Annotated in this window: 19 protein-coding genes; 5 read left to right on the top strand and 14 right to left on the bottom strand. The window is 34.9% G+C overall.

What is annotated here, in order from left to right; translation table 11 throughout:
- Window positions 1–55: 55 nt before the first annotated feature.
- The 10 genes from lplT to glyA form a co-directional block, all read right to left on the bottom strand.
- Window positions 56–1,234, bottom strand: coding sequence for a lysophospholipid transporter LplT (gene lplT / locus FcAc13_RS07365; protein ID WP_187755566.1), 1,179 nt, complete (start codon window positions 1,232–1,234; stop codon window positions 56–58).
- Between the two features lie 68 nt (window positions 1,235–1,302).
- Complete coding sequence (aas, locus tag FcAc13_RS07370; RefSeq protein ID WP_187755567.1) at window positions 1,303–3,447, bottom strand: bifunctional acyl-ACP--phospholipid O-acyltransferase/long-chain-fatty-acid--ACP ligase; 2,145 nt, start codon at window positions 3,445–3,447, stop codon at window positions 1,303–1,305.
- Between the two features lie 437 nt (window positions 3,448–3,884).
- Window positions 3,885–4,340, bottom strand: a complete 456-nt coding sequence (locus FcAc13_RS07375; protein ID WP_187755568.1) for a hypothetical protein — start codon at window positions 4,338–4,340, stop codon at window positions 3,885–3,887.
- A 396-nt stretch (window positions 4,341–4,736) separates the two neighbouring features.
- Window positions 4,737–4,970: a FeoC-like transcriptional regulator gene (locus FcAc13_RS07380; protein WP_187755569.1), complete on the bottom strand. Its 234-nt coding sequence runs from the start codon at window positions 4,968–4,970 to the stop codon at window positions 4,737–4,739.
- 85 nt (window positions 4,971–5,055) lie between these two features.
- Window positions 5,056–7,389 carry a Fe(2+) transporter permease subunit FeoB gene (feoB, locus tag FcAc13_RS07385; protein ID WP_187755570.1) on the bottom strand — a complete coding sequence of 778 codons (2,334 nt, stop codon included), beginning with the start codon at window positions 7,387–7,389 and terminating at the stop codon, window positions 5,056–5,058.
- Complete coding sequence (locus FcAc13_RS07390; RefSeq protein ID WP_187755571.1) at window positions 7,389–7,634, bottom strand: FeoA family protein; 246 nt, start codon at window positions 7,632–7,634, stop codon at window positions 7,389–7,391. The genes feoB and FcAc13_RS07390 overlap by 1 nt, the downstream gene beginning before the upstream one ends.
- Window positions 7,635–7,811: 177 nt before the next feature.
- Window positions 7,812–9,197, bottom strand: a complete 1,386-nt coding sequence (locus FcAc13_RS07395) for a hypothetical protein (protein ID WP_187755572.1) — start codon at window positions 9,195–9,197, stop codon at window positions 7,812–7,814.
- 121 nt (window positions 9,198–9,318) lie between these two features.
- On the bottom strand, window positions 9,319–12,135 hold the full coding sequence (glnE, locus tag FcAc13_RS07400) for a bifunctional [glutamate--ammonia ligase]-adenylyl-L-tyrosine phosphorylase/[glutamate--ammonia-ligase] adenylyltransferase (protein WP_187755573.1): 2,817 nt from the start codon (window positions 12,133–12,135) through the stop codon (window positions 9,319–9,321).
- Between the two features lie 117 nt (window positions 12,136–12,252).
- The gene (locus tag FcAc13_RS07405; RefSeq protein WP_187755574.1) at window positions 12,253–13,212 is read right to left on the bottom strand and encodes a CYTH domain-containing protein; all 960 of its coding nucleotides are present in this window, start codon (window positions 13,210–13,212) and stop codon (window positions 12,253–12,255) included.
- Window positions 13,213–13,364: 152 nt separating this feature from the next.
- Entirely contained in the window at window positions 13,365–14,621 is a 1,257-nt protein-coding gene (gene glyA / locus FcAc13_RS07410; RefSeq protein ID WP_187755575.1) for a serine hydroxymethyltransferase, read from the bottom strand.
- Window positions 14,622–15,013: 392 nt separating this feature from the next.
- On the opposite strand from glyA, the gene FcAc13_RS07415 reads away from it, so the two are divergent.
- The 4 genes from FcAc13_RS07415 to prmA all read left to right on the top strand — a co-directional run bounded on the left by FcAc13_RS07415 (window position 15,014) and on the right by prmA (window position 19,282).
- Window positions 15,014–16,408, top strand: coding sequence for an SLC13 family permease (locus FcAc13_RS07415; protein WP_187755576.1), 1,395 nt, complete (start codon window positions 15,014–15,016; stop codon window positions 16,406–16,408).
- A gap of 287 nt (window positions 16,409–16,695) precedes the next feature.
- Window positions 16,696–16,956, top strand: a complete 261-nt coding sequence (locus FcAc13_RS07420; RefSeq protein ID WP_187755577.1) for a YhdT family protein — start codon at window positions 16,696–16,698, stop codon at window positions 16,954–16,956.
- Window positions 16,957–16,965: 9 nt separating this feature from the next.
- Complete coding sequence (gene panF, locus FcAc13_RS07425; RefSeq protein WP_187755578.1) at window positions 16,966–18,426, top strand: sodium/pantothenate symporter; 1,461 nt, start codon at window positions 16,966–16,968, stop codon at window positions 18,424–18,426.
- Entirely contained in the window at window positions 18,401–19,282 is an 882-nt protein-coding gene (gene prmA, locus FcAc13_RS07430) for a 50S ribosomal protein L11 methyltransferase (protein WP_187755579.1), read from the top strand. Before panF ends, prmA begins: the two co-directional genes overlap by 26 nt.
- Window positions 19,283–19,579: 297 nt before the next feature.
- On the opposite strand, the gene fdhD is transcribed toward prmA, so the two are convergent.
- Genes fdhD through FcAc13_RS07445 form a run of 3 tightly spaced genes read right to left on the bottom strand, consistent with a single transcriptional unit; the run spans window position 19,580 to window position 21,450 of the window.
- Window positions 19,580–20,371 carry a formate dehydrogenase accessory sulfurtransferase FdhD gene (fdhD, locus tag FcAc13_RS07435; protein WP_187755580.1) on the bottom strand — a complete coding sequence of 264 codons (792 nt, stop codon included), beginning with the start codon at window positions 20,369–20,371 and terminating at the stop codon, window positions 19,580–19,582.
- A gap of 54 nt (window positions 20,372–20,425) precedes the next feature.
- Window positions 20,426–20,764 carry an AzlD domain-containing protein gene (locus FcAc13_RS07440; protein ID WP_187755581.1) on the bottom strand — a complete coding sequence of 113 codons (339 nt, stop codon included), beginning with the start codon at window positions 20,762–20,764 and terminating at the stop codon, window positions 20,426–20,428.
- Window positions 20,755–21,450, bottom strand: coding sequence for an AzlC family ABC transporter permease (locus FcAc13_RS07445; protein ID WP_187755582.1), 696 nt, complete (start codon window positions 21,448–21,450; stop codon window positions 20,755–20,757). Before FcAc13_RS07445 ends, FcAc13_RS07440 begins: the two co-directional genes overlap by 10 nt.
- Before the next feature lie 225 nt (window positions 21,451–21,675).
- On the opposite strand from FcAc13_RS07445, the gene FcAc13_RS07450 reads away from it, so the two are divergent.
- Window positions 21,676–22,206 (top strand): DedA family protein, encoded by a 531-nt coding sequence (locus tag FcAc13_RS07450; protein ID WP_187755583.1) that lies wholly within the window; start codon window positions 21,676–21,678, stop codon window positions 22,204–22,206.
- A gap of 33 nt (window positions 22,207–22,239) precedes the next feature.
- Here the strand turns inward: FcAc13_RS07450 and mscM are convergent, their stop codons facing one another.
- The gene (gene mscM / locus FcAc13_RS07455) at window positions 22,240–24,870 is read right to left on the bottom strand and encodes a miniconductance mechanosensitive channel MscM (RefSeq protein WP_187755584.1); all 2,631 of its coding nucleotides are present in this window, start codon (window positions 24,868–24,870) and stop codon (window positions 22,240–22,242) included.
- Window positions 24,871–24,878 lie beyond the last annotated feature (8 nt).

The following is a 24,878-nucleotide window of genomic DNA, read 5'->3' on the forward strand; positions in this document are numbered from 1 at the left end:
AAACCTATAAACAGAGATTATTATGATAAAATTGTGTATCAACAACGATGTACAATTATTGTTTGTTTTGCCAAATCCATAGCAAAGTAATCACAAATGCAAATAATATCCCAAAGCACGCACCAATCCAAATCGTCGAAATATCTAATGCCACAGTTAATGAGTAAACGCCTAACATCACCATCATTGAACTATATTCACTAAAATTTTGTACGGAAATCGCACTTCCAGCCCCTACTGTTTGTTTACCTAAATGTTGTAATAATGCATTAAGCGGAACTAGGAAAAATCCACCAAACATACCGATAGTAACCAGTAAAATATAAGACGTAACCATGGTTGACTGAATACTAAAACACGTTACAACAATACCCATTAAAATTCCTGCTGGAATACAGCGTACGGTATTATTAAGACTAATGAATTTTGCCGCAAGTCCGGCTCCCAAAACAATTCCTACTGAAACAACAGCATTGAGAATTGTAGGTGTTTTATTATCTGTGATTCCCAAAACGAGTGGTACCCAATCAATTAATAAAAAACGTAATGTTACACCTGCGCCCCAAAATAAACTGGTTCCAAGTAAAGTCATTCTCGCTAAGGGTTGACTATATAAATTTTGAACGCCAGCAATAAAATTTTTAAACATATACCCAAAATGCCAAGATGTATCTTTTTTCGCTGCTGGGAGTTTAGGTATAAATAAATTAGCAATCATAGCAATGACAAACACTATCACACAAGTTATTAATGAAGCGATGACATTAAGATCGGCAATATAACCACCGGCAACACTGCCTAACAAAATAGCGGCAATGGTAGAAGCTTCAATTAAACCATTTGCTTTTACTAAATTATCACCACTCGTTAATTCACCTAAGATGCCATATTTAGCGGGAGAGTAACCGGCGGCTCCAATTCCGACAATCACATAACCAATAAATGGATTTATCCCCACGCAGATAATTGCTGCACCCATAAATTTTAGACTATTTGCTATTAGCATTACACGACCTTTAGAAAACCGATCGGCAATTTGCCCCACAAAGGGTGCTGTTATAATAAAAGCAATGACAAAAACCATTTGTAAAACCGGTTTACTCCAATCAGGATATTGTAGTTGCTTCAATAAAGCGAGAATTGCAAAAAGTAATGCATTATCACTAAATGCTGAGAAAAATTGCGCCAATAACGTCGCAACCATACCACGGGTTAATAATTTTTGATTAGTCATAACCACTCCTAATTAGCCGTCATGCTAATACGACATAACGACTAATATTGAGATTAGATTTAAATATCTTAATTAACTTCTATCATTTTTTGTAACGTAACAAAATCAATCTTGCCCGTTCCAAGTAGTGGTAATTGTTTGATGATCCGAATATCACGAGGTACTGCTATAGCAGGAATACCCAACGTTTGCGCAGCTTGGGATAGTTTTTCTCGGGATAAATTTTCTGATGTAGTAAATAAAACGATTGCCTCACCTTTTGCTGAATCATGTTTAATCGTTGCGCCATGCATTGCGGTTGCATCCACTGCTTTTGCAATCGCTTCAACGCTTTCCAGCGACACCATTTCACCTGCAATTTTCGCAAAACGTTTTAATCGTCCTTTAATTGAAATAAAACCGTTATTATCAATATCAACAATATCCCCCGTATCATACCAACCACGGCATACCTTTCCATCATTATCAATTGCCGTTGGTACGACTAACTGTCCAGGATTATCTACTAATAAGTATCCTTTCATGATGTTAGGACCTTGTAATTGCAGTCGTCCTCCTTGCTCAATGCCAGGGATTTTAATTAATCGGGTGATAATACCAGGTAAAGGTCGGCCAACAGTTCCTTCTTTGTAAGCCATTGGCACATTTAAGGCTACAACTGGCGCACATTCCGTAACCCCATAACCTTCCAGAATTCGAATACCAAATTTAGTTTTCCAAATTTCTTTGATACTGTCGGCCAACTTTTCGGCACCCGCTACTACATAACGTAAGCGCATAAAATCATAAGGGTGAGCATAACGAGCATAATTTGCTAAAAATGTCGGTGTACCAAATAATACCGTACAGTTTTGATCGTAAATGATTTCGGGCACCATTTTATAATGTAAAGGATTAGGGTAAAGAAAGGTTTTACTGCCTGAAAATACCGGTAACAACAATCCAGCTGTCAGACCAAAAGCATGAAATAAGGGTAATGCCGACATAAAACGATCGCTTGGCATCGGATCAATCACACTACGAATTTGTTCAACATTTGCCAGTAAACTAGCATGAGAATGCACCACACCTTTGGGATTTCCTTCTGAACCAGAGGTAAATAAAACTATCGCTTCATCATTACAATCTTGGGAACGTTTGAGCAAACGAGGAATAAATTGATGGAGAATTACCCATAATTTATCTGAAACAGTTAATGAATCTTTTAAATCCTCAAGAAAATACCATTTAACACCTTTGATTTCCTCAAGCAGATTGTCGATTTTTCCTTTAATTAAAAATTTTCGGGAAGTGATTATAGTTTTAATTTCAGCCGCTTCAACAGCACAATTTAAACCTTTTTCCCCTGCCGTATAATTTAACATGGCCGGAATACGATGCTTTAATGATAATGCTAAAATTGTCGAAACACTAATCACTGCATTAGGTAATAAGACGCCAACTCTTTCGTTTTTTTGGCTAATTTTTTCAATAATGCAACTCATCCCTAATGTTTGTTGTAATAATTTACGGTATGATAATTGCTTAGTGGTTGGATCTTGCATCACATAAGAACTTGCCCCATATCGTGCTTGGGCCTCTAAAAAGGCATTAAATAGCGTTAATTTAGGCCGACTTTCCATCCTGGCTTCCATCATAATCTGATGTAATTTTTCACCGGCGATATAACGACGTTCACTTGCTTTAGCAACATCTGGCATAGCAATATGTTTCGGTTCTAATACATGAATGATAATTTTAGGAAATAAACGGCGTTTAAACACCCCCTTTAAGCGACTGGTAAGTGTAAATTCAGCGCCTTCAATCCAAACCGGAACAATAGTCGCATTTGATTTTGCCGCAACAAAAGCAGCACCATCATAAATTTTCATTAGCGAACCGGTAATGGTGATTCGACCTTCTGGAAAAACAACAATAGGCCGACCTTTAGCGATTTCTCGTACTAATTTTTTTATTGCCATAGGTTTAGTCGGATCCATTGGCACAAAATCGACAAAACGTTTTGCCAATTTCACCAACCAATGATCAATATAACCAGAATAAATTGCAAAAACTGGACGTACCGGCAAAAATACCCCTAATAAAATACCATCCAGAAAAGAAACATGATTTGAAGTAATAAGAATTTTTTCGTTATTGAAATGATTAAGATTACCTTTAACTTGAACCTGAAAAAGGAATTTTAAAATGATTTTGATTATCTTAAATACCATGAGATGTTCTCAATTTCATGCAACATTGCACATAAACGATAATAAAGATAAAAAAATCCCGATCAAGTATTTTATAAACGAAAATGGACAAAAACAAACCGAAATTAGCACAATAATAATTCACATGATATCTTAATTAATTGATAAATAAACGAATCATATTAAAATTGTTTTGCAATTACTTAGCACCTTGTTTGATTAAAATAAAACCTATATTAGTTGCTTTAATAACCTGAAACATTACGAAAGACATCTCGTAAAAGCATAATGAGCTAATCATTAGGCAACAAAAAGAATTTATTAAAATGGTAAATACTTACCTGTTGTAAAAATACATAGAGATATCACGTTCAAATTAAATATTTAATCAAAATTATTGATAATGAATTTTTATGTTTTTTATTATTTATTTGGGTAAGCTGTTAAAATTTTTAATATCATTCACAACGATAGGTAAACGTTGCTAAAGAGATTAATTGCAGTTTGTCATCAATAAAATGATAATACCGTTTTGCATAACCTTCTTCATCCTCATTAGGATCAGCAGCAATACCAGAAATAATTACCAAGCTACTATTTAAACGATAGTCAATTGAAAATTCATTTTGTCCATTCTCATCCTCAATTAAATAAGCATTTGGTAAACCAATAACTTGGTTTGTTAATAAATTTTTTATCTCACCACAAATTGCTCCACCACCACATCCATATGTTTTAATTAGATAATGATCAGCAAAATTAGCGTGTTTTATGTGTGATTCAGATGGAACAAGAAAACAATCAAAATGAGATCGATTTTTACTTATCTCGGCATAAGAATAACTTACCAAAACTAATAAAATGAAAAAGGAAAATAAAATATTAATAATAGATGCTTTTATTCTATGAATCACTTTGTTAATCCCTTTAAAACCGTTTTGACTATATTACATTGGAAAACAATATTGGATAACTATAAATTGATTAATAAGCAAAATAATGAGTTTATAACATATAATGAACGAAATGATTATCTTATGATATTTTGAGACAGTTTTAGTCTGATTTCCTTTAATGTTATCTTTTATCATCCGATAAAAATAATTAAATTCATCATTATTTAAAAATTTATATTTTATCCAATACGTTACAACCGCTTAAAACATTTATAAATAAGAAACCAAATCTTAATTTTACCATTCTATTTCATTAAATACGGGATTAAAATAGCAGATAATTTTCTTTAGAATCAATATATTTCCTATAATGGGTTATTAAAAATATGCTGCATTTATTATCATATAAGATGCTTAATGATTTCGCATATAAAATAGAAATGCACTCTCACTACAGCTATGGCAATCTGCACATGTTTTATTACCAACACAAACTGATGTCGTCAGATTTGTAGCCGTCAGTTTCCCCTTTTTGACCCAAAAATCCAACATTTGTATCAGTGCGCTTTCTTTAATGTGAAAATGGCGAGATAAATCTAATAAACTCACTCTACCTTTTAATTCAATATACTGGTAAATATCAGTCATTAACATCAGCAATATCTCTTTCGATAAAACATAACCGAATATTATGTTTTATCTTATATAAAAGTTAATTAAAAAAACAAAAAGATCAACAGCAATGATTTGTATCATTACATTTAGATGAAGCGTTCTTTAACAGGGATGAAGTAAAAATCGTAAAGCGACCAAGAAATTTCATCAAACCTACAATGATAATGAATAAAAACGCGAGTCCAAGCAACCAATAAATGGCATATTTCGAAACTGTTAATAAATTAAACTGATAATAGCCCGTAGCACACAACCAAGCAATGAAAAATGTCCACAACGCAACAAAGAACATCCATCGAGTTCCTGCTTCTCGGTAAACCGCGCCTAATGCTGCTACACACGGAGTATAGAGCAAGATAAAAATTAAATATGCCATTGCAGCAGGCTGAGAACCAAAGGATGAGCTGATTGTACTAATAGTATGATCATCCATTGCAAATTCATCTTGCACGCTAGTAATATCTTGCTGGGCTTGAGATAATCCAATAGGATCAAGAAATGAATCAGCCAGTTCAGCTAAATTGTTGGGTATGGTTAAGCATGCTGCCTTGATGTCATCCAATACATTGCCAGCTGTTTCATCGTGGGGATTTTTACTTCCTTCAATAGCATATAAAGAATTAAGCGAAGCAATAACCGATTCTTTAGCAAAAATTCCGGTAAAGATACCGACAGTTGCTGGCCAATTTTGTTCACTCACCCCCATTGGCGCAAAAACCGGCGTCATTTTTTGACTGACCACAGCCAGTAAAGAGTGCGCTGAATTTTCGTTACCAAATGTTCCGTTTGTGCTTAACGAATTAAGAATACTTAATACGGTCACCATTAAAACAATCGCCTTGCCAGCTCGCAAGATAAAACTTTTTAAGCGCTGCCAAGTTAAATGCAACATACTTTTTAAAGTAGGTATGCGATAAACCGGCAGTTCCATGATAAATGGCGTAATTTCACCTTTTAACAAGGTAAACTTAAGTACAAATCCGGTAATAATGGCAACTAAAATCCCCAGTAAATATAAGATTAATACGACTGAAGCGGCATGATTAGGAAAAAAAATCACTGCCAATAACACATATACCGGTAAACGTGCATTACATGACATAAAAGGAATCATACAAATTGACATGATCCTATCACGTGTATTTTCTAAGGTTCGCGTTCCCATAATTGCCGGCACGCCACAACCAAAACCAACTAGCATAGGTACAAATGCTTTACCCGGTAGGCCAATTACTCGCATGCCGCGATCAACAACCATCGCAGCACGCGCTAAATAACCTGAATCTTCTAGAAAGGACAAACAGAAGAACATTGCTGCGATTACTGGTATAAAACTGGCAACAGTTTGAATACCACTACCAATACCATTGGCTAAAATAACAATTAACCCCTCTGACGCTCCTAAGCTTGCTAAAAGCTGGCTCAAGCCATCGACAAATATTGCTGCAAATAAGCCATCAAAAAAATCAATGAAAACGGAACCGAATTTAACAGCAATCATAAACATGAAATATAGGATTACTAAAAAACACGGAACTCCGGTGATACGACCTAACACTATTTTATCGATCTTTGCCGACAAAGAGATACTTGCTTCACGAGGTGTATCAATGACGGTTTTACAAACTTGGTCAATAATTTCATAACGACTACTTGCCAAAGCAACATCAACCTCATTATCACACCATCGAGCTAATTCATGTCGACAATGATCAATAGCGGCTAATTCTTCCTGATTTAATCTCATATCACGATGATCGATCATGACTTCTAATAATTGCCAACGATTCAGATGCATGAATTGGCTTGATTCTGGGCACATCGTTAGAAAATTAGTCAGAATAGTTTGCTGCACTGGCGCTAAGGTGGCAACTGCTGAGTAATGATGATCGGGGGATTGAACATAATTTTCAATCGCTTGATACAGAGATTTTAAACCCTGTTTTTTACTGGCAGAAATAGCGACTACTGGACAGCCTATTAATTTTGTTAATTCTGCTTCATTGATATGCTCACCAAGAGCATCTAGCGCATCAATCATATTTAAAACAACAATAATGGGCTTGTTTAAATCAATAAGCTGATAAGTTAAATACAAACTTCGCTGTAAATTGGTTGCATCAATGATATTAATAATCACATCATTAGATGAGGATAATACATAATCACGGGTTATCATCTCATCTTGTGAGGTGGTTTGACTGTTACTATCAATTGCGTAAGTACCAGGTAAATCAATTATCGTGTATTGCTGTTGGTGATAATGAAAAATACCTGTTTTACGTTCAACCGTGACCCCTGGCCAATTACCTACCCGCTGTGTGGCGCCTGTTAATAAATTAAATAACGTTGTTTTACCACAGTTGGGATTGCCAATTAATGCGATATTCATTAACTCAGTTCCTTTACCACAATTGCTGCTGCTTCTTTACGACGTAGACTAAGAAAAAATCCCCGCATTTCAATTTCGAGTGGATCGCCTAATGGTGCCGAGCGTACTACTAAAACTTTACAACCTGGCGTAATACCCATTGCTAATAATTTACGGCGAAAAGGTGTTGATTGTGGAAGTAACTTAACTATCACGGCTTGCTTACCATAAGCAAGCTGATCAAGCGTAAGTAGAGCTGTAACCATTTTATAAATTCCTAAAGAATATTAATTATCACATCTAATAATGAATGCGAATTATTCTTAATATTAGTACGAAAAAATGGCTATTTTAGCATTATTATAAATAAAATAACAATTTATATGCGAGACAACACTTAATTCCGCGAATTTATATAGAAAAACGTCAATTTGATCACTATTTTATAACTGATCAGTATAACGATGAATCTCGGTTAATATGTTTGCTAAATAATTTTCAGCTTGCTTTAATCCCTGCTGATACAATTGCTCATGAGTTAAATATTCACCACTGGTATAATTATGATATTTAGCTGGTACATCACCCGTATAATTATACTTATTCATCATTGATCGGCTAATAAAATTTTGGCTATCGTGATAAATATATAAGCCATTAACATTAATATTCATGTTGATTTGTAATTCATTCGAATAGGTTTGCGTTTCCAAATTGAAATAGTAGGTTTTATAGATGTCTTTTTTTTCAATGTCTCCATTTGCGTTCGTAACATGTATGGTTTTTTCAATTAGATTTTCATTCATACTGGTAATATGGAGCGGGGGCGAAGTATTTTGATAATGACTTCTAAATTCGATATTAATCACAACATCAGCTTGAGAAGGGGTATAAACAAATTGATAATAGTCATTAAAAAAACTATTTGAAGCCAAACTTTGATATCCAGAGCTAACATAAACTTTGATAATCCCTTTCTGCTGATATTGTTTTGCTAAAGCTCTAGCATTTTGGTAATCACCATAAGGTTGGTATATTTCAGCAGCATATTGAAACAATTTAGCAATTTTTCGGTAATCATAACGGCTATTAGCCTTGGCTATGATCGCTTGAGCTTGTTGAAAGTGTTCTTTGGCTTCTTTTGTTCGATATTTTTTGTCATAAACGACAAATAATTGATCACTATCTTTATATTTACCGAGAGGTTTATAAACTTTACTTGCAGCTGCAAATTTTTCAGCGGCAAGTTGAAATGATCCTGAATCAGCATAATATTTACCTAATTCATAAAATTCCTGTGCCGCAACTTGCATATATTGGTTGTTCGCTTGCTGATGTAATGTTTCAATATCGCGGTATTTATAATACTCTGACCCTTTTTGATATTTTTCAGCCCGCATAGCATAACACGCACTAGATTGACACGTGACGGCATTACCCCATGAATAATATTCTTCCGCTATGGCTTTTCTTAAACCGATAATACTGTATTTATTATTAAAAAATGAGATTTGTTGACTAAAAAAGCGTTCACTCAGCCTCACTTTCATCTTTAGCAATGCTTCATAACTTTGAATTCGGCTACCATAATTGGTTCGATCTGCACTTAATAAAGCATTTTCATAATGCGCTGCTACATCACCCACTATTTGCCTAAAACGAGTTAAATCATTAGCATCAAGTTTTGCTTCACCTTTTTCTTCAACAAAAGCAGCAATTAAATCAATACTCTTTAAATAATTACCCTTTTTATAAGCTTGCTCAGCTTGACGAGAAGAAATGCATGCCGACAACATTAAAATACAACAGACTAAAAATATAATTCGCATACTCATTCCTAAATTAATTATTATTTTTTGGTTTTAATTTCCTTACAAAAATAAAAAAACTTATATATTTTTTTAACATCGTTTATTATTAATTAACCTAATAAATTAATTGCCTATATCACTAAATTAACCATTTTTGCCAACTATTTTTCACGTAATCCCGTTCAAAAACAAATTCTGTATTGGCAACTTTACTGGATAATAATTGTAATGATAATCCATGGATTTCATTACGCATTTTAATATAAATTTGGGTTAATGTATTTGCTTCATCACTTGACATAAGCTGATGTTGTGCGGCCGCTGCTAGGATACGTACATTATCACTCCAAATAGTCATTTCGGGGTAAGTAAAGGCGTAATTTAAAACTAAATATTGTGAAATAAATTCAATGTCACCAATTCCACCTTCATCAACTTTAATATTAAATAGACCATCATGTTGGCTTAGATGGGCACGCATTTTTTCTCGCATTTCGCGGACGGCCATTTTCAACTGTTGTGGATCTCGTTGTTTACTTAACACTTGCCGACGGATCTGATTAAATTTCGCATTTAAATCCGGTTCTCCATAAACCACACGTGATCTAACCAAAGCTTGATGTTCCCATGTCCAAGCATCATTATTTTGATAGTCGGCAAACGAATCTAATGTGCAGGCTAATAACCCTGCATCACCTTGCGGCCGTAATCGGACATCAACTTCATACAAAATACCTGAGTTAGTCCGAATATTAAACAAGTAGATAATCCGTTGCACCAAGCGTAAATAAAATTGACGACTATCAATGACTTTATCACCAGTTGTCACACTACTTGCTGGGCAATCATGTAAAAAAACTAAATCCAAATCGGAGCCATAACCTAACTCTAACCCACCTAATTTTCCATAACCTATAACCACTAAACCTTTATGTGTATCATCGGTCAAATAATCAGGTCGTCCATAACGTTTTACCAACTGATTCCAAGCAATTTGTACGACAAAATCGAGCATTGCTTCTGCCAGATAGGTCAAGTGATCACTTACTTTCATTGTAGGAAGTAACTGCGCCACATCTGCTGCTGCAATGTGTAATAATTGCATTTGTTTGAATTGACGTAATGCTTCTACTTGTTGTTCTTCATCATCAGTCGGTACACGCAATAAGTATTGATATAACTCACTTTTATAAGCTTCAAACGGAACCGTTTGATAAAGGGCATTGAAATCGATCAATTCATCGAGCAATAATGGATAACGGGTCAGCTGATCGCTAATCATTGGTGACGCAGCACATAAACGGATTAACTGCTGTAAGGCATTTGAATATTCAACTAATAACTCCAAATAGGTGGTACGGCTTACAATATTAACTAATAAGTGAAAAATCCGTGGTAAAACAGTTAAACGATTAGGCATCTGGCAAACTAACGCAAAAACTCTCGGCATGAGTTGATCTAGAATGTCTCTTCCCCTAACCCCAATAGTTCGTTTACTAATATCTTTTCTAAACTGAATGATTTGCTGATACAGCGTTTGATATTCCTCCTCATTAGCCAAATTTGGTAATACCGCTTTAATATCAGCAATATCTAAATCAATATCCCATAATTCCGAAAATATTTCTTCACGATCATCTTGCGATTGTTCAGCTTCATCGCTACCAATAAGATTATTAAAGATAATGCGATTCGCCAACATGCGTGCTTGAATAGTTTGATAAAAATCATCCCATGTGGTAAACCCCATTCCGATAGCAATACGGGCTTGATTCAATTTATCATTCGGTAATGTTTGTGTTTGTTCATCATTAATAGCTTGTAAGAGGTTTTCGCAGCGTCTTAAAAACAGATAATTATCGTGCAATGTGGTGACTTCAACTTTTGATAAATAATTTTCCTGCTTAATGACTTTTAGCGCATCTAATAATGAACGTGTTTGTAATGCTACGACTCGACCACCACGAATTAATTGAAATACCTGAACAATAAATTCAACCTCTCGAATCCCACCTGCGCCTAATTTAATATTATTTTCAAGTCCTCGACGACGAACTTCACGTTCAATCATGCTTTTCATGTTTCGCAATGATTGTAGAACACTGAAATCAATATAACGCCGATAAATAAAAGGTTTTAGCATTTGATAAAGCTCTTTCACATAAGGATCATGTTGATCACCTAGAACTTTTGCTTTAACCATGGCATAGCGTTCCCAATCGCGGCCTTGTTCTTGATAATAATCTTCCATTGATGAAAAGCTAATGACTAAAGGCCCTCCTTCCCCTAAAGGGCGTAAGCGCATGTCGACACGATACACAAACCCATCTTGAGTAATTTGATCGAGTGTTTTAATGAGTCGTTGACCAAGTCGGGTAAAAAAAATAGCATTATCTAATTCCCGTCGCCCCCCTAAAGTCACCCCATGTTGCGGATAGGTAAAAATTAAATCAATATCCGAGGAAAAATTTAGTTCACCACCACCCAATTTTCCCATACCAAGTATGATTAATGGCTGTGGATGTCCTTGATGATCACACGGCGTACCCCATTCTTGGCAGCTTAATTGATATAACCAATCACGAGCAGCAAGGATAAGTGTCTCTGCTAAAGTGCTTAATTGAGTCAATGTTTGTTCAGTAGAGCTGGTTTGGGTTATTTGAGACCAACAAATCATAACTAATATTTTTCGCCTGAATTGGCGTAACACGCTGAGTAATTGTTCTTCCGATGTTACATTAGCGATTCTTTGATTTAGCCAATCGGTATAATATTGATAATCTAAGCCCTGGGGTGGTCGCGTATCGATAGCAATCAACCAATCAGGAAAGCGATAAAATGATTCGATTAAAAAATCACTTTGCCATAATATATCAAGGTGGCGGTTAACCAGATTTGCATCGCATTTATCCAACTTATTGATAACATTTTGTTTTTGTGAGACTGAATCTGACATAATTCCACCCTGTTGTTTTAAAATTTCGAGTTAAGGACGGTTAATAATTTATAAAAAATTAAAATAAATATTTTAAACTAATCGCCCAACACAATTATCGCTAATGGGTAAACTTTATTATTGATCGGATAATGTTAATAATAAACGAATCAACCATAATTTTAATTGGTTATTTATTTCACTGTAAGCAAACAATCCGATGTCTTTTATTGATAGTACTTGTAACGACCATTGATTAAAGATTCTCTTTAATTCTTGCTTTGTTTCTACCCCTTCAATGCTTGATAATATCTTGGTTAAATGTGCATTTACCTGCGATAAAGTATATTGATAAATTATCAAATCATGGTTGGTTAAAGCGTACTCTTCATTGGTTTGCCAAAATTTTAATAGTTTTGTCAATGCGGATTTGAGCTGTAGATGATCCAAAGAGATCGTATTCATGTTGCCGATTGATTGACGTTTCAATAAACGGTACCCACGTGCCGCTTTACTTTGCGAAAAAAGATGAATTCTAAACTGACTTATTTGCAAAGCAAAGGTAATCAAATCAATAGAATTACCTGTTTTAAGCTCTAATTCAATTTCCTGTATAGGAATTTGATGACCGTTAGGAATAGTGATTGATCCACAATCTAGTGCAATCTCAATCTTACTTTGGTTAAATGCGACTAACCACATACGACGAGTAAAATTGGTAGTAAATTGTGCTTGCAATTGCTTCGCTAAACTATCTAAATCGACTGTTTTAGGTAAAATATCTTGAGGTAATACAGACAGATCTAACGTTTTATTGGGTAAATTAGCATTATATTCTAAACGTTGATGTAATCCAGCAATGGCATGACCTGATGATTTAACCGTTATTTCATATTGTTTAGTTTGCGAATGCGTTTGTATTCCGCGTACTCTGATGCTGCTATGATGAGATTTAAGATAATTATCGGGGGTGTCATAATAGGTATTTTCTAAGTGATAGGTATCGTGTTGCAAAATCATCAACGATTCAAAAAACTGACTAATGGGTTTAATCGTTGCCTGCTCAATTTCGAATTTTAATTCAATCTCATTGCTCATTGATAAAAACCTTTGTAATGATGACGAAAACTACCATTAAAATAATGGTATCTAGTATTATATTTTACGCAAATACCAATCATATTGTCATTTTAAAAAGTGCGCCAAAACAGCGCACTAATAAGCAATTGTATCAAATAAACAAAAAAAGGTTATTTTTCGTAAACAGGAAATCGTTGACAAAGTGCTAATACTTGCGACTTAACATTGGCGATGACTTGTTCATCAGTAATATGATCTAATACATCACAAATCCAGTTTGCTAGCTGTTTAGCCTGCTCTTCTTTAAAACCTCGGCGAGTCATAGCTGGTGTTCCCAAACGAATACCGGATGTAATAAATGGACTTTTCGGGTCTTTGGGTACACTATTTTTATTTACGGTAATATTAGCACGACCTAATGCAGCATCGGCCTCTTTGCCGGTAATATTTTTATCAACTAAATCAATTAAAAATAAATGATTTTGGGTTTCACCTGAAACCACTTTATAACCGCGTTTTATAATTTCATTAACCATGGTTTGGGCATTTTTAACCACTTGATGTTGATAGTGTTTATATTCAGGTTCCATTGCTTCCTTTAAGGCCACTGCTTTAGCTGCAATCACATGCATTAATGGTCCACCTTGAGCACCCGGGAATACTGCTGAATTAAGTTTTTTATATAACTCTTCATCACCATCTTTTGCTAAAATTAATCCACCTCGTGGACCACCTAATGTTTTATGTGTAGTCGTCGTCACAACATGAGCAAATGGAATTGGATTTGGATAGACTCCCGCAGCAACTAATCCGGCAACATGTGCCATATCAACAAATAAATATGCGCCCACACTATCAGCTATTTCACGCATTCTTTTCCAATCAACAATACCTGAATAAGCCGAAAAACCACCAATAATCATTTTGGGTTGACTTTTTTGAGCAATTTTAGCCATCTCATCATAATCAATATGACCAGTTTCGTCTACACCATAAGCAACAATATGATAAAGCTTACCTGAGAAACTCACTGGTGCACCATGCGTTAAATGGCCACCTTCAGATAAATTCATTCCTAAAACGGTATCACCTGGTTTTAATAACGCAGTATATACGGCAAAATTAGCTTGGGAACCGGAATGCGGTTGAACATTGGCATAGTCTGCACCAAACAATGCTTTAGCTCGATCAATGGCTAATTGTTCAACTACATCTACAAACTCACAACCGCCGTAATAACGTTTTCCTGGATAGCCTTCGGCATATTTGTTTGTCAATTGTGAGCCTTGTGCTTGCATTACCCGAGGACTAGTATAATTTTCGGAGGCAATTAATTCGATATGCTCTTCTTGGCGTCGGTTTTCTCCTTGAATCGCATCCCAAAGATCTTTGTCATAATCGGCTATTGTCATTTGTTTAGTAAACATTTTTTCTCCTAATAGCTAAAGCTTAAGTTATAAAAATTGTTAGTTTATATTTTATGGGAATTTATACTCGCCTATCATAAAGCGATACCTATTTTTTTATCAACATAAAGATGCAATTTGCATACATTTTATTATTAATTGGTTATATGAATAAAAACCTTGTAAATTATGATGTTGCCGGTTTGTTATTTAATATAGCTAATTTTAACCAAGACGCTTAATAAAATAAGCTAATAATTATCACATAATCAATTAAAATAATTATATAAACTGTGCTTTTACTTATAACAAGTTGAATATTAATAATTTTTATTTATTACTTCTCGATTTGGCTTAATGAATATATTCAATTAAAATGAAAGGCTGTAATTGATAAAGCTACACTATAAATAATGAAACTAAATAACCTATTATCAATATTAATAGCATTTATTGTGCTATTTAGTATTCGGTTTGCTTTACCTGAAATCGATGGTTTATCCAATGAAGCTAAATCTACCCTCGCTATAGCAGCATTTTCAATTATCATATGGCTTACCGCAGCATTAGAAGATGTAATAAGCGGTTTTATGGTATTGTTATTATTATGTTTATTACATGCCACTACAATTCAAGGTGCTTTAATTGGCTATTCTAATTCAGCTTTGTGGTTAATTGTGATTGGATTTATCATGGCAACATCAATGGATAAGAGTGGTTTATCCAAACGCATTGCACTTATTCTTTTAAATTACTCAGATGGCAAAGTCATCCGAATATGCTGGTCGGTTGCTGCCGTCATGCTAATATTGACTTTTTTAGTTCCTTCAATTACTGCTAGAGTATTATTAATGTTGCCAATTGTGATGGGTATTGCCAGTGCCTTTAACTGTAAACCCGGTAAAAGTAATGCAATTAAAGCGATACTTTTGATTGTCTCAATTAGTGGCACAATGATGAGTATGGCGGTTATCACCGCGCATGCAGCCAATCCAATTACAGCGGGACTTATTGAGAAAAATCTCGATATTACAATTAGTTGGACTTTGTGGTTTAAAGTAGCGGGTTTACCATCTTTAGCGTTATCCATTATTTCGATAATGTTAATCACTATGATCTGGCGACCTGAGTCACTAAATTCACAAAATGCTAAGACATACATCGAACACGAAATCCAAGCGTTAGGTAAACTGACGCGCAAAGAATTATATACTTTAATCGTTTTTGTATTGACGCTAGTGTTATGGGCAACAGATTCCCTTCATAATACTCCTATTTTAGTCGTTGGTCTTGCTAGTAGTATCGCGCTATTGTGGCCTACGGTTGGTGCGATAACATGGAAACAAGCACAATCACATATCCCTTGGAGTGTATTTATTCTCTATGGTGCAGGATTATCAATGGGAATGGCCCTCGTGAATACCGGAGCGGCAAAATGGATAGCTGCAATGGCATTTTCTCCATTAGCTGATCTAACCATTGAATGGCAATTGGTAGCAATTATTTGGTTTATCACTGTTTTACAATTGATATTTACTGGTGGCGGACCTAAAACGACAGCACTAATGCCAATTGTTATCACTTTTGCTATGCATAATTACACGAATTCACTGATTTTTAGTATGATTATCGGTATTAATATGCTACATCAATATATTCTACCGGTTAATAACATGCCTAACATGATCATTTTGGGCAGTGGTTATATTAAACCTAGAGAGATGATCATAACTGGGATAACAATGAGTATTGTTTCTGCTATTTTTATGAGCATTATGGTGTTTACTTATTGGCAATGGTTACTTTAATCAACCGTCTGACTAAGGTTTAAAGCGATCTAATCAAGTTAATAAATATTTATTAATTAGATTAATATCATCTAACAAAATGGCAGTTTTGTAATTAGATAATTAAATTAAAACGTTGCAATTAAAAGACCTTTTAAAATTTGTGAATGAAAATGATTATTCGGTATTCCCTTTAACAAAAATGGCTTAATATCCAATAACTAACCCAACTTAAAGCGAAGTAAATAGGCTTGCTTATTTACCGGGATTATTTTACTCTAGTCTTTTTTTATAAGACCATCGCTATTATGACAGATAAACGTTACTTACAAGCAAACAAAGAAGCTAGATTATCGTTATATATTACCCTATTTTATATGGTAAGTTGGATTTTATCTGCTTATTTTCTGAGTAATAAACAAGGGTTATTTGGCTTTCCTGCTTGGTTTGAAGTTTCATGTATTTTTACGCCTATTGGTTTCATTGCTTTGTGTTATATCGTCGTAAAAACGCAATTTAAAAACATCTCTCTTGAAAATAAACCAAATGATTTAACCGTTGATGAGTAAACCTTAATTATGCATACTGATATCATTATACCCTTGGTGCTTTACTTAGTATTTGTCTTTGCCATTTCTGGCTATGCTTATCTTAAACGTAAACAAAGTGATCAATTCACTGATTACTTTATAGGTAACCGTACCATGGGTGGCTTCCTATTGGCAATGACGCTGGCAGCAACGTATATTAGTGCCAGTTCATTCATTGGAGGACCTGGCGCAGCTTATAAATTTGGTTTAGGTTGGGTGTTACTGTCTATGATACAAGTCCCTACGGTACTTCTATCATTAGGCATTTTAGGCAAAAAGTTTGCTATACTCGCGCGTAAATATAATGCCATTACCTTAAGCGACATGCTTTATGCGCATTATAAAAATCGTTTAATTATTTGGTTAGCCAGTATCGCCATTGTCGTAGCCTTTATTGGTGCCATGACCGTACAATTTATTGGTGGGGCTCGCTTATTAGAGTCTTCTGTTGGTATTCCGTATAATTATGGTTTATTAATTTTTGGTATTGGAACCGTTGTTTATACTGCCTTTGGCGGTTTTCGAGCGGGTATTTTAAATGATGCCTTCCAGGGGATGGTAATGCTGATTGGCGCCATTTTATTGTTGGCTGCGATAATCTATGCCGGCGGTGGAGTGAATCATATGATGGAGACCATTAGACAAATAGATCCAGCCTTAATGACACCACAAGGTCCTGACAATTTTATGGATTTTCCTTTTATGGCATCATTTTGGATCTTGGTCTGTTTTGGTGTGGTTGGATTACCGCATACGGCTGTTCGCTGTATGGCTTATAAAGATAGTCAAGCGGTACATCGTGGCATAATTTTAGGAACTATCATTGTTACTGTTATTATGTTTACTATGCATTTATCTGGCGCATTAGGACGGGCCATTTTACCTGACTTGTCGATTCCGGATCAGGTCGTACCCAATTTAATTGTCACTGTTTTACCTCCTGTTATGGCTGGTATCTTTTTAGCTGCACCCTTAGCCGCCATTATGTCAACGATTAATGCTCAATTATTACAAGTTTCATCTGTTTTAATTAAAGACCTTTTCTTATCCATTAAACCAGAAGCTAAAAAAAATGATAAAGCTTTAACACGGGCATCCGTCCTGATTACCTTTATATTTGGTGCACTATTAATAATTGCTGCATGGAACCCACCAGATATGGTGATTTGGTTAAATTTATTAGCATTTGGAGGGCTTGAAGCAGTATTTCTATGGCCATTAGTCTTGGGATTATATTGGAAAAAAGCTAATGCATGCGGTGCTTTATCCTCAATGATTATTGGTGCAGCGACATACATTTTTTTGATATCATATAATATTAAGATATTTGACTTCCAACCCATCGTACCGACATTACTGTTAGGGCTTATCGTATTTATAATCGCCAATAAATTTGGCAACACTTTACATAATAAGGATTATTATGCCTTGGATTCAAATAAAAATTAATACCACCAATGTGCTCGCTGAACAATTTAGCGATCTACTTGAAGCAAGTGGTGCTGTATCTGTTACATTTCAAGATACCTTCGATAATCCGGTATTTGAGCCTCTTCCTGGGGAAACCCGTCTATGGGGTAATACGGATGTCGTTGGCTTATACGAGGCAAATATAGATACCAATAGCTTAGTGAACTTTTTACAAACATCGCCAATTTTTACTCAGGAAGTAAATTATAAAATTGAACAATTGGAAGATAAAGATTGGGAACGTGAATGGATGGATAACTTTCACCCTATGCAATTTGGTCAACGACTTTGGATTTGTCCAAGTTGGCGAGAAGTACCTGATCCTAATGCCGTCAATGTCATGCTTGATCCAGGTTTAGCCTTTGGTACCGGTACCCATCCAACAACCTCTTTATGTTTACAATGGCTTGATAGTTTAGATTTACAAGATAAAACGGTCATTGATTACGGTTGTGGTTCAGGTATTTTAGCGATTGCCGCGTTAAAGTTAGGCGCCAAAGCAGCAATTGGTGTGGATATTGATCCACAAGCCTTACAAGCTAGTCGAGACAATGCCGCACGCAATCATGTCAGTGAAAAATTATCGCTTTATTTAGCCAAAGATTTACCTAACAATCTCGTTGCTGATGTAGTTGTAGCAAATATTTTAGCTGGTCCATTAAAAGAGCTTGAACCTAATATTCAAATTTTAGTTAAGTCTAACGGTTGGTTAGGTTTATCAGGCATATTAGCAAGCCAATCAGATAGTGTTTATCAAGCTTATCAAACACATTTTCAACTCGATCCTATTATCACTCTGGATGAATGGTGCCGTATAACAGGCACTAAGAAGTGATTCAATAAATCTTATTAATTTTGATAGCAATAATTAGTTTCTGTCAATAAAAGGTATCTTATGGTACCTTTTAACGCTCGCTAAGTGATAAATAATTAATATTAGATAAAATAAGATTAGCTTTACTAAAATAGATTAATACTTTTTCGCTAATTACGTTACGAGAATATTTTAGGGCGGGTAAATTGACGATGAAATATCAATATCATTATAAAATCATAGAAATTGATTAACTAACTAGCTAAATCACTAGCTTCTAAAAATATCATCTTGATACCATTTCAAAATAGATCTGTGCTATGCCTTAATCCTGTGTTCTCCTGAATAAATGACCCCTTTATCTCCTTTAAAAAACCCGATTAATGTTAAACCACATTGTTGAGCTGCTTCTACTGCAAGAGACGTGGCTGCTGACACTGCAAACATGATTTCTACACCACATTTTGCTGCTTTTTGGACCATCTCATAACTTGCTCGACTAGAAACAATAATTACCCCTTGCTGTTGCTGCTGTTTGGCACGAAAACCCAATAATTTATCAAGCGCCACATGGCGACCGATATCTTCAAATCCAGCAATAAAATGTCCTTTATCATCTAACCAGACTGCCGCATGTGTACAACCGGTTTCAGCGCCAACAAGCTGGACTGATTTTAAAAGTGATAGGCTTTGTTGAAAATCATCTAACACGATTTGTATTGTTAATGGTAAACCAGTTAATGATTGGTAAACTTCATTGAGTTGTTCACGACCACAAATACCACATCCCGTACGACCTACCAAATTACGTCTTTTCTGCTTTAGCGCCATAAAACGACGTGTTGACAGCTCAATATTAATCGTTATTCCGTTATCATTCTCTTCGATATCGATACCATAAATGTCATTAACCGATTCTATGATATTTTCACTGAGGGTAAAACCAATTGCAAAGTACTCTAAATCTTTAGGCGTCACCATCATGACAGCATGTGAAATACCATTATAGACTAGCGCTACCGCAACTTCTGTAGCGACAACATCATCCTGTACCCCATTTATTATAGCTTGGTTGAATTTATTTACTGTTAACGTTCTAAGTAATTGCACTGGTTAATAACCTTCTTAATCTTTGTTTAATAAACCCGATCTTACGCTAAATTTTTATTCCGGATAAATTAAAAATAATCGAATAAGTGCCATTGCTACCATACCAACAATAACAATCCACATCAAATTTTTTGTAATAATAGCACTAATTACAGTGGGAATAGTTGCTAAAGCATACTGGTAATGTAGCGTTGGCCATCTATCTGGTTGATAGATCATCAAACTTTGAACCAATAAAGCTGTTAAAATACATAATGGTACATAAGATAGGAAATCTAAAATAATTTGGGGAATCCGCATTTTTCTTACCATCAAAAATGGTATAATTCGCGGTAGCCATGTTACTAAGCCACATCCCAAGATAACCAATAAACTATAAATACTTATTTGCATTTTTGTATTATCACTCCCGTTAAACAACCAATTATTGTAGCAAGTAATAAAGCTAACTCTGGTACCATATATCGCATAAAGAAAATAACCAAAATTGTGACAATTAACATAATACTAAAATTACGCCGTATTGAATGCGTTTTATCGCTGATAAGTTGTAAATAAAGTAAACCGACAAACATCGCTATTAAAGAATAATCGAAACCAAATTGATAGGGATCGGGTAACCAATTTCCCAATACTGCCCCCACAATACAAGATAAAATCCAAGCCACATATGCCGTTAAGTTTAATCCTTGCATCCAATGGGCATTAATACTTTTCTTTTTTGTAATAGCATTCACTGCTACAGCAAACGTTTCATCGGTCAACAAACTGCCAATGGCGATATTATTTAATAATGAAAAGCGTTTGAAATAAGGTGCAACAGTCATACTCATTAATAAATGGCGTAAATTAACCAAAAAAACTGTAAATATAATAGCGGTAATGGGGGCTGACATGGCAATTAAACCGGTGATAATAAATTGAGCTGCTCCAGCGTACACCATAATAGCTAATAGAGTTACTTCTAAAATACTTAAATTAGAAGCTTTACCAATAATTCCTGCCGCAATGCCAATACCTATATAACCTAATAAAGTAGGAATACAATCAGTAACTCCCTCTTTAAATGAGTGATTCATAATCGATCTAATTTGTAATTTTCGTCGTTTTTTTATTATAGAAAATAACTGACGTTTAGGCGATATGATAAGTGAAGAATTTATTGTGCCCTGCATATTTTTATATAAGATAGAGATGGTTTTTTATAATTGCTTAATAAAACCCTTATACTTTCCTTTAGGTAATCGATTGAGATTAATGTAAAATATTTTGTAACGATTCCTCTAACTTGAGAATTTAAAGTTATGTCGATACATGAAATTACCCAATTAACAATGGAATTCATTAAAACTCATCAAATGTGGGCACTACCGATTATTTTCCTGCTATCATTTGGAGAATCATTAGCAATTATTTCGTTAGTAATCCCTGCCACAGCTGTTTTATTAGCTGCCGGAGCTTTAATTGGCACCGATCTTCTTCCTTTTGTGCCGACAATGTTAGCGGCATCGTTCGGGGCGATTTGTGGCGATTGGATATCATATTGGTTGGGAAAACACTATCATCAAAAAGTGATTCAATCTTGGCCACTAAATAAACATCCAAAATTAGTTTATCGTGCAGAACAATTCTTTCAACGTTTTGGCATAATGGGCGTATTTATAGGTAGATTTTTTGGGCCATTGAGGGCTTTAGTTCCTCTTGTGGCAGGCGCGATGCATATGCCTAACTTAAAATTCAATATTGCAAATATTACTTCGGCACCAATTTGGGCATTTGTAATTCTTGCACCGGGAGCTTTTGGTATGCAGTGGTTAGAAACGTTTTTTGGTTAACTATCAATAATGACTAGTATATTTTAAATGGATTCATATAGTACCAATTGTATAAGTGCGTCGACCAGTTTTGCGCCCTAAAGATTCTAAATTGGTTTGTAAGGGCGGAAATGGTAATGTCAGACCATGTTTACAATACTCTTTAATGATCAATTGCTGTATTTCACTACGTAATGGCATACGATGTGACATTTCGGACGCGAATAATCGAACTTCAAATAATTGAATACCTTCTTGAATATCGACTAAAAATACCTGTGGTTCAGGATCATTTAGTACATATTCGCATTCCTTAGCAACTTTTAATAAAATATCCATCACTAATTGGCTATCCGCATCGATCGTCGCGGGAATAGTCAATACGATACGCGTAATTGCATCAGATAACGACCAATTGACTAACTGTTCGGTGATGAACGCTTTGTTAGGCATCACAATTTCTTTTCGATCCCAATCAACAATTGTTGTTGCACGAGTGTTAATTTTCGTGATAGTCCCAGTTAAATCACGAATGGTAACTGTATCGCCAATTCTTACTGGTTTTTCAAACAACATAATTAAGCCTGAAATAAAATTAGCAAAAATTTCTTGTAAGCCAAATCCCAGACCTACCCCCAATGCAGCAATTAGCCATTGAATTTTTGCCCAATCTATCCCGACAAAAGAAAATGCGATCATACAACCAACCAGCAAAATAATATATTTACTGACGGTCGAAATCGCATAGCCTGTTCCTGGTGCTAGATCTAAATGCTGTAAAATACCTAATTCAAGTAAAGCAGGTAAATTTTTAACTAATTGTACCGTTATGGTTAAAACCAAAATAGCGATAAACACCGAGCTCAAACTTATATAGTGTTCAACCTCGTTACCATTGATGATGACTTTTGTTCCCCATAGTTTAATGTTTTCCATAAATGCGAAAGCTGAATGTAATTCTGACCAAAGCAAAACCATACTTATTAATGCTATCATTGCAATAATTGATCGCACTAATTGTAATGATTGGGCACTAATTACATCTAAATCTATCACAGGTTCATCAATCACATCTGGCGTATTAGAATTTGTGGTGTGATCTTCTTCACTTTTGGCTCTTTGAGCAAGTCGTTCTATTCTGCGTTGCTTAGCGCGTTCAAATTCAATACGTCGCTTTTGGATCCACATCCAACGTCGAATCATGAAATAAATAACTAATAAACCAAACCAAGTTACCACTGAGGCTTCTAATCGCCCTAGTAAGATTTGTGCAGTTGATAGGTAACCTAAACAAGCAGCAAAAATTGCGACCCATGGTGCACTTAACAGAATCACCCATAAAATACGGCTAAATAAATTACATCCAGAACCTTTTTTATCAATATAAAGCGGAACACCAGCACGATGTATCGCATTAGTCATAAAAACTAAGGCAAAACAAAGTAAAATAAAACTAAATCGACCTATGGTCGCTGCAAATTGCCGATTGTTATAATGATCAAAACTCATGACAATCATCACTAATGGAATAACCACCCATACGGACAATTGGTAATATTTCATTGCTGAGCGAACTTGAAATTCTGGCCAAGCAAAATGGGCAATAAATAATCCCTTTGGTGAAGCAAAATGAGCACTTATGATAAACACCCACAGAATAGGTGCAGCTGCATTAACTCCATAACCTAGAGCCACAACCGCCGGATATTGCCAATTCATCTGTAAGACATAACCTATGATCGCCCATAAAATTGGAATAGGTAATGCCATTAATAGGGAATAAACCACCACTTTCATCGTAAGCGAGAAACTATCTTGAGTCACTTTACCGACTCGCGACGCCGACTTATCTAAATACTGGTTATATTTCGGTTTAGTTTTGAAATCAATGAACACCGCAATTAATGTGATAACCAACAAAAATAGTAATGAAGGGGTTTTAATAATATCGATACAAGCATGATAAATTTGCGACGCAGTATCAACTGAGAATAAAACGAATAGAGTATCTTTTGCAAAATCTAACAAAAAATAGGTATTAATTGGGTTAACATCTGCTACCCAGAAAAAATAACGATGTGCTGCATCATTGACACTATCAATCGCATTTATGAGCTGGCTATTGGCAATTTTTAATTTAGTCAATTCTAATATAATTGTATCATAACCCGACATCGTGGTTTTCAGTAGTTCATTTTGCTCACGTATGAGCTGACGATATTCATTAATTTGTCGATTATCAAATTTATTTTTCGTTAAATTGGGATAATTTTCTAGTTGTTTGAGCGAATTATTATCATTTAGTTGACTTACTTTCGCTTCAGCAATTTCAGCATCTATCGCTTGAGGTTTAGGTTTTTCTGGCAAGTTAAGCAGTTGCAAACGTAACGTTTCTCCTAGAGCAGTAGAAAAACTTAACCATTCACCTTGTTCATCAAGTGTAGCTAATGTATTTTGAACATGCGAAATTTGCGCTAAAATTGTATTCTGATGTGTTGTAATATGAGCAATTTGTTCTTTTTGCCATTTTAGACGATTTTTTAATTCGTTATTTTTACTGGTTAATTGCGTAATAGTATTGGATAAATTTTCACTTGTCTCAATAATAGGCACACTATCCGCTTGAGCAAAAGTAGAAAAAACAGCAATCAAGCCGATAAAAAAACAACCAATAATATTACGCATTTTAAACA

The organism is Frischella japonica, assembly GCF_014489845.1.
Taxonomy (GTDB): Bacteria; Pseudomonadota; Gammaproteobacteria; order Enterobacterales; family Orbaceae; genus Frischella; species Frischella japonica.

Coding starts and splice junctions, on each gene's coding strand:
- lplT (WP_187755566.1), bottom strand. CDS start 1,234: ATGACTAATCAAAAATTATTAACCCGTGGTATGGTTGCGACGTTATTG.
- aas (WP_187755567.1), bottom strand. CDS start 3,447: ATGGTATTTAAGATAATCAAAATCATTTTAAAATTCCTTTTTCAGGTT.
- FcAc13_RS07380 (WP_187755569.1), bottom strand. CDS start 4,970: ATGACTGATATTTACCAGTATATTGAATTAAAAGGTAGAGTGAGTTTA.
- feoB (WP_187755570.1), bottom strand. CDS start 7,389: ATGAATATCGCATTAATTGGCAATCCCAACTGTGGTAAAACAACGTTA.
- FcAc13_RS07390 (WP_187755571.1), bottom strand. CDS start 7,634: ATGGTTACAGCTCTACTTACGCTTGATCAGCTTGCTTATGGTAAGCAA.
- FcAc13_RS07395 (WP_187755572.1), bottom strand. CDS start 9,197: ATGCGAATTATATTTTTAGTCTGTTGTATTTTAATGTTGTCGGCATGC.
- glnE (WP_187755573.1), bottom strand. CDS start 12,135: ATGTCAGATTCAGTCTCACAAAAACAAAATGTTATCAATAAGTTGGAT.
- FcAc13_RS07405 (WP_187755574.1), bottom strand. CDS start 13,212: ATGAGCAATGAGATTGAATTAAAATTCGAAATTGAGCAGGCAACGATT.
- glyA (WP_187755575.1), bottom strand. CDS start 14,621: ATGTTTACTAAACAAATGACAATAGCCGATTATGACAAAGATCTTTGG.
- FcAc13_RS07415 (WP_187755576.1), top strand. CDS start 15,014: ATGAAACTAAATAACCTATTATCAATATTAATAGCATTTATTGTGCTA.
- FcAc13_RS07420 (WP_187755577.1), top strand. CDS start 16,696: ATGACAGATAAACGTTACTTACAAGCAAACAAAGAAGCTAGATTATCG.
- panF (WP_187755578.1), top strand. CDS start 16,966: ATGCATACTGATATCATTATACCCTTGGTGCTTTACTTAGTATTTGTC.
- prmA (WP_187755579.1), top strand. CDS start 18,401: ATGCCTTGGATTCAAATAAAAATTAATACCACCAATGTGCTCGCTGAA.
- FcAc13_RS07440 (WP_187755581.1), bottom strand. CDS start 20,764: ATGCAAATAAGTATTTATAGTTTATTGGTTATCTTGGGATGTGGCTTA.
- FcAc13_RS07445 (WP_187755582.1), bottom strand. CDS start 21,450: ATGAATCACTCATTTAAAGAGGGAGTTACTGATTGTATTCCTACTTTA.
- FcAc13_RS07450 (WP_187755583.1), top strand. CDS start 21,676: ATGTCGATACATGAAATTACCCAATTAACAATGGAATTCATTAAAACT.
- mscM (WP_187755584.1), bottom strand. CDS start 24,870: ATGCGTAATATTATTGGTTGTTTTTTTATCGGCTTGATTGCTGTTTTT.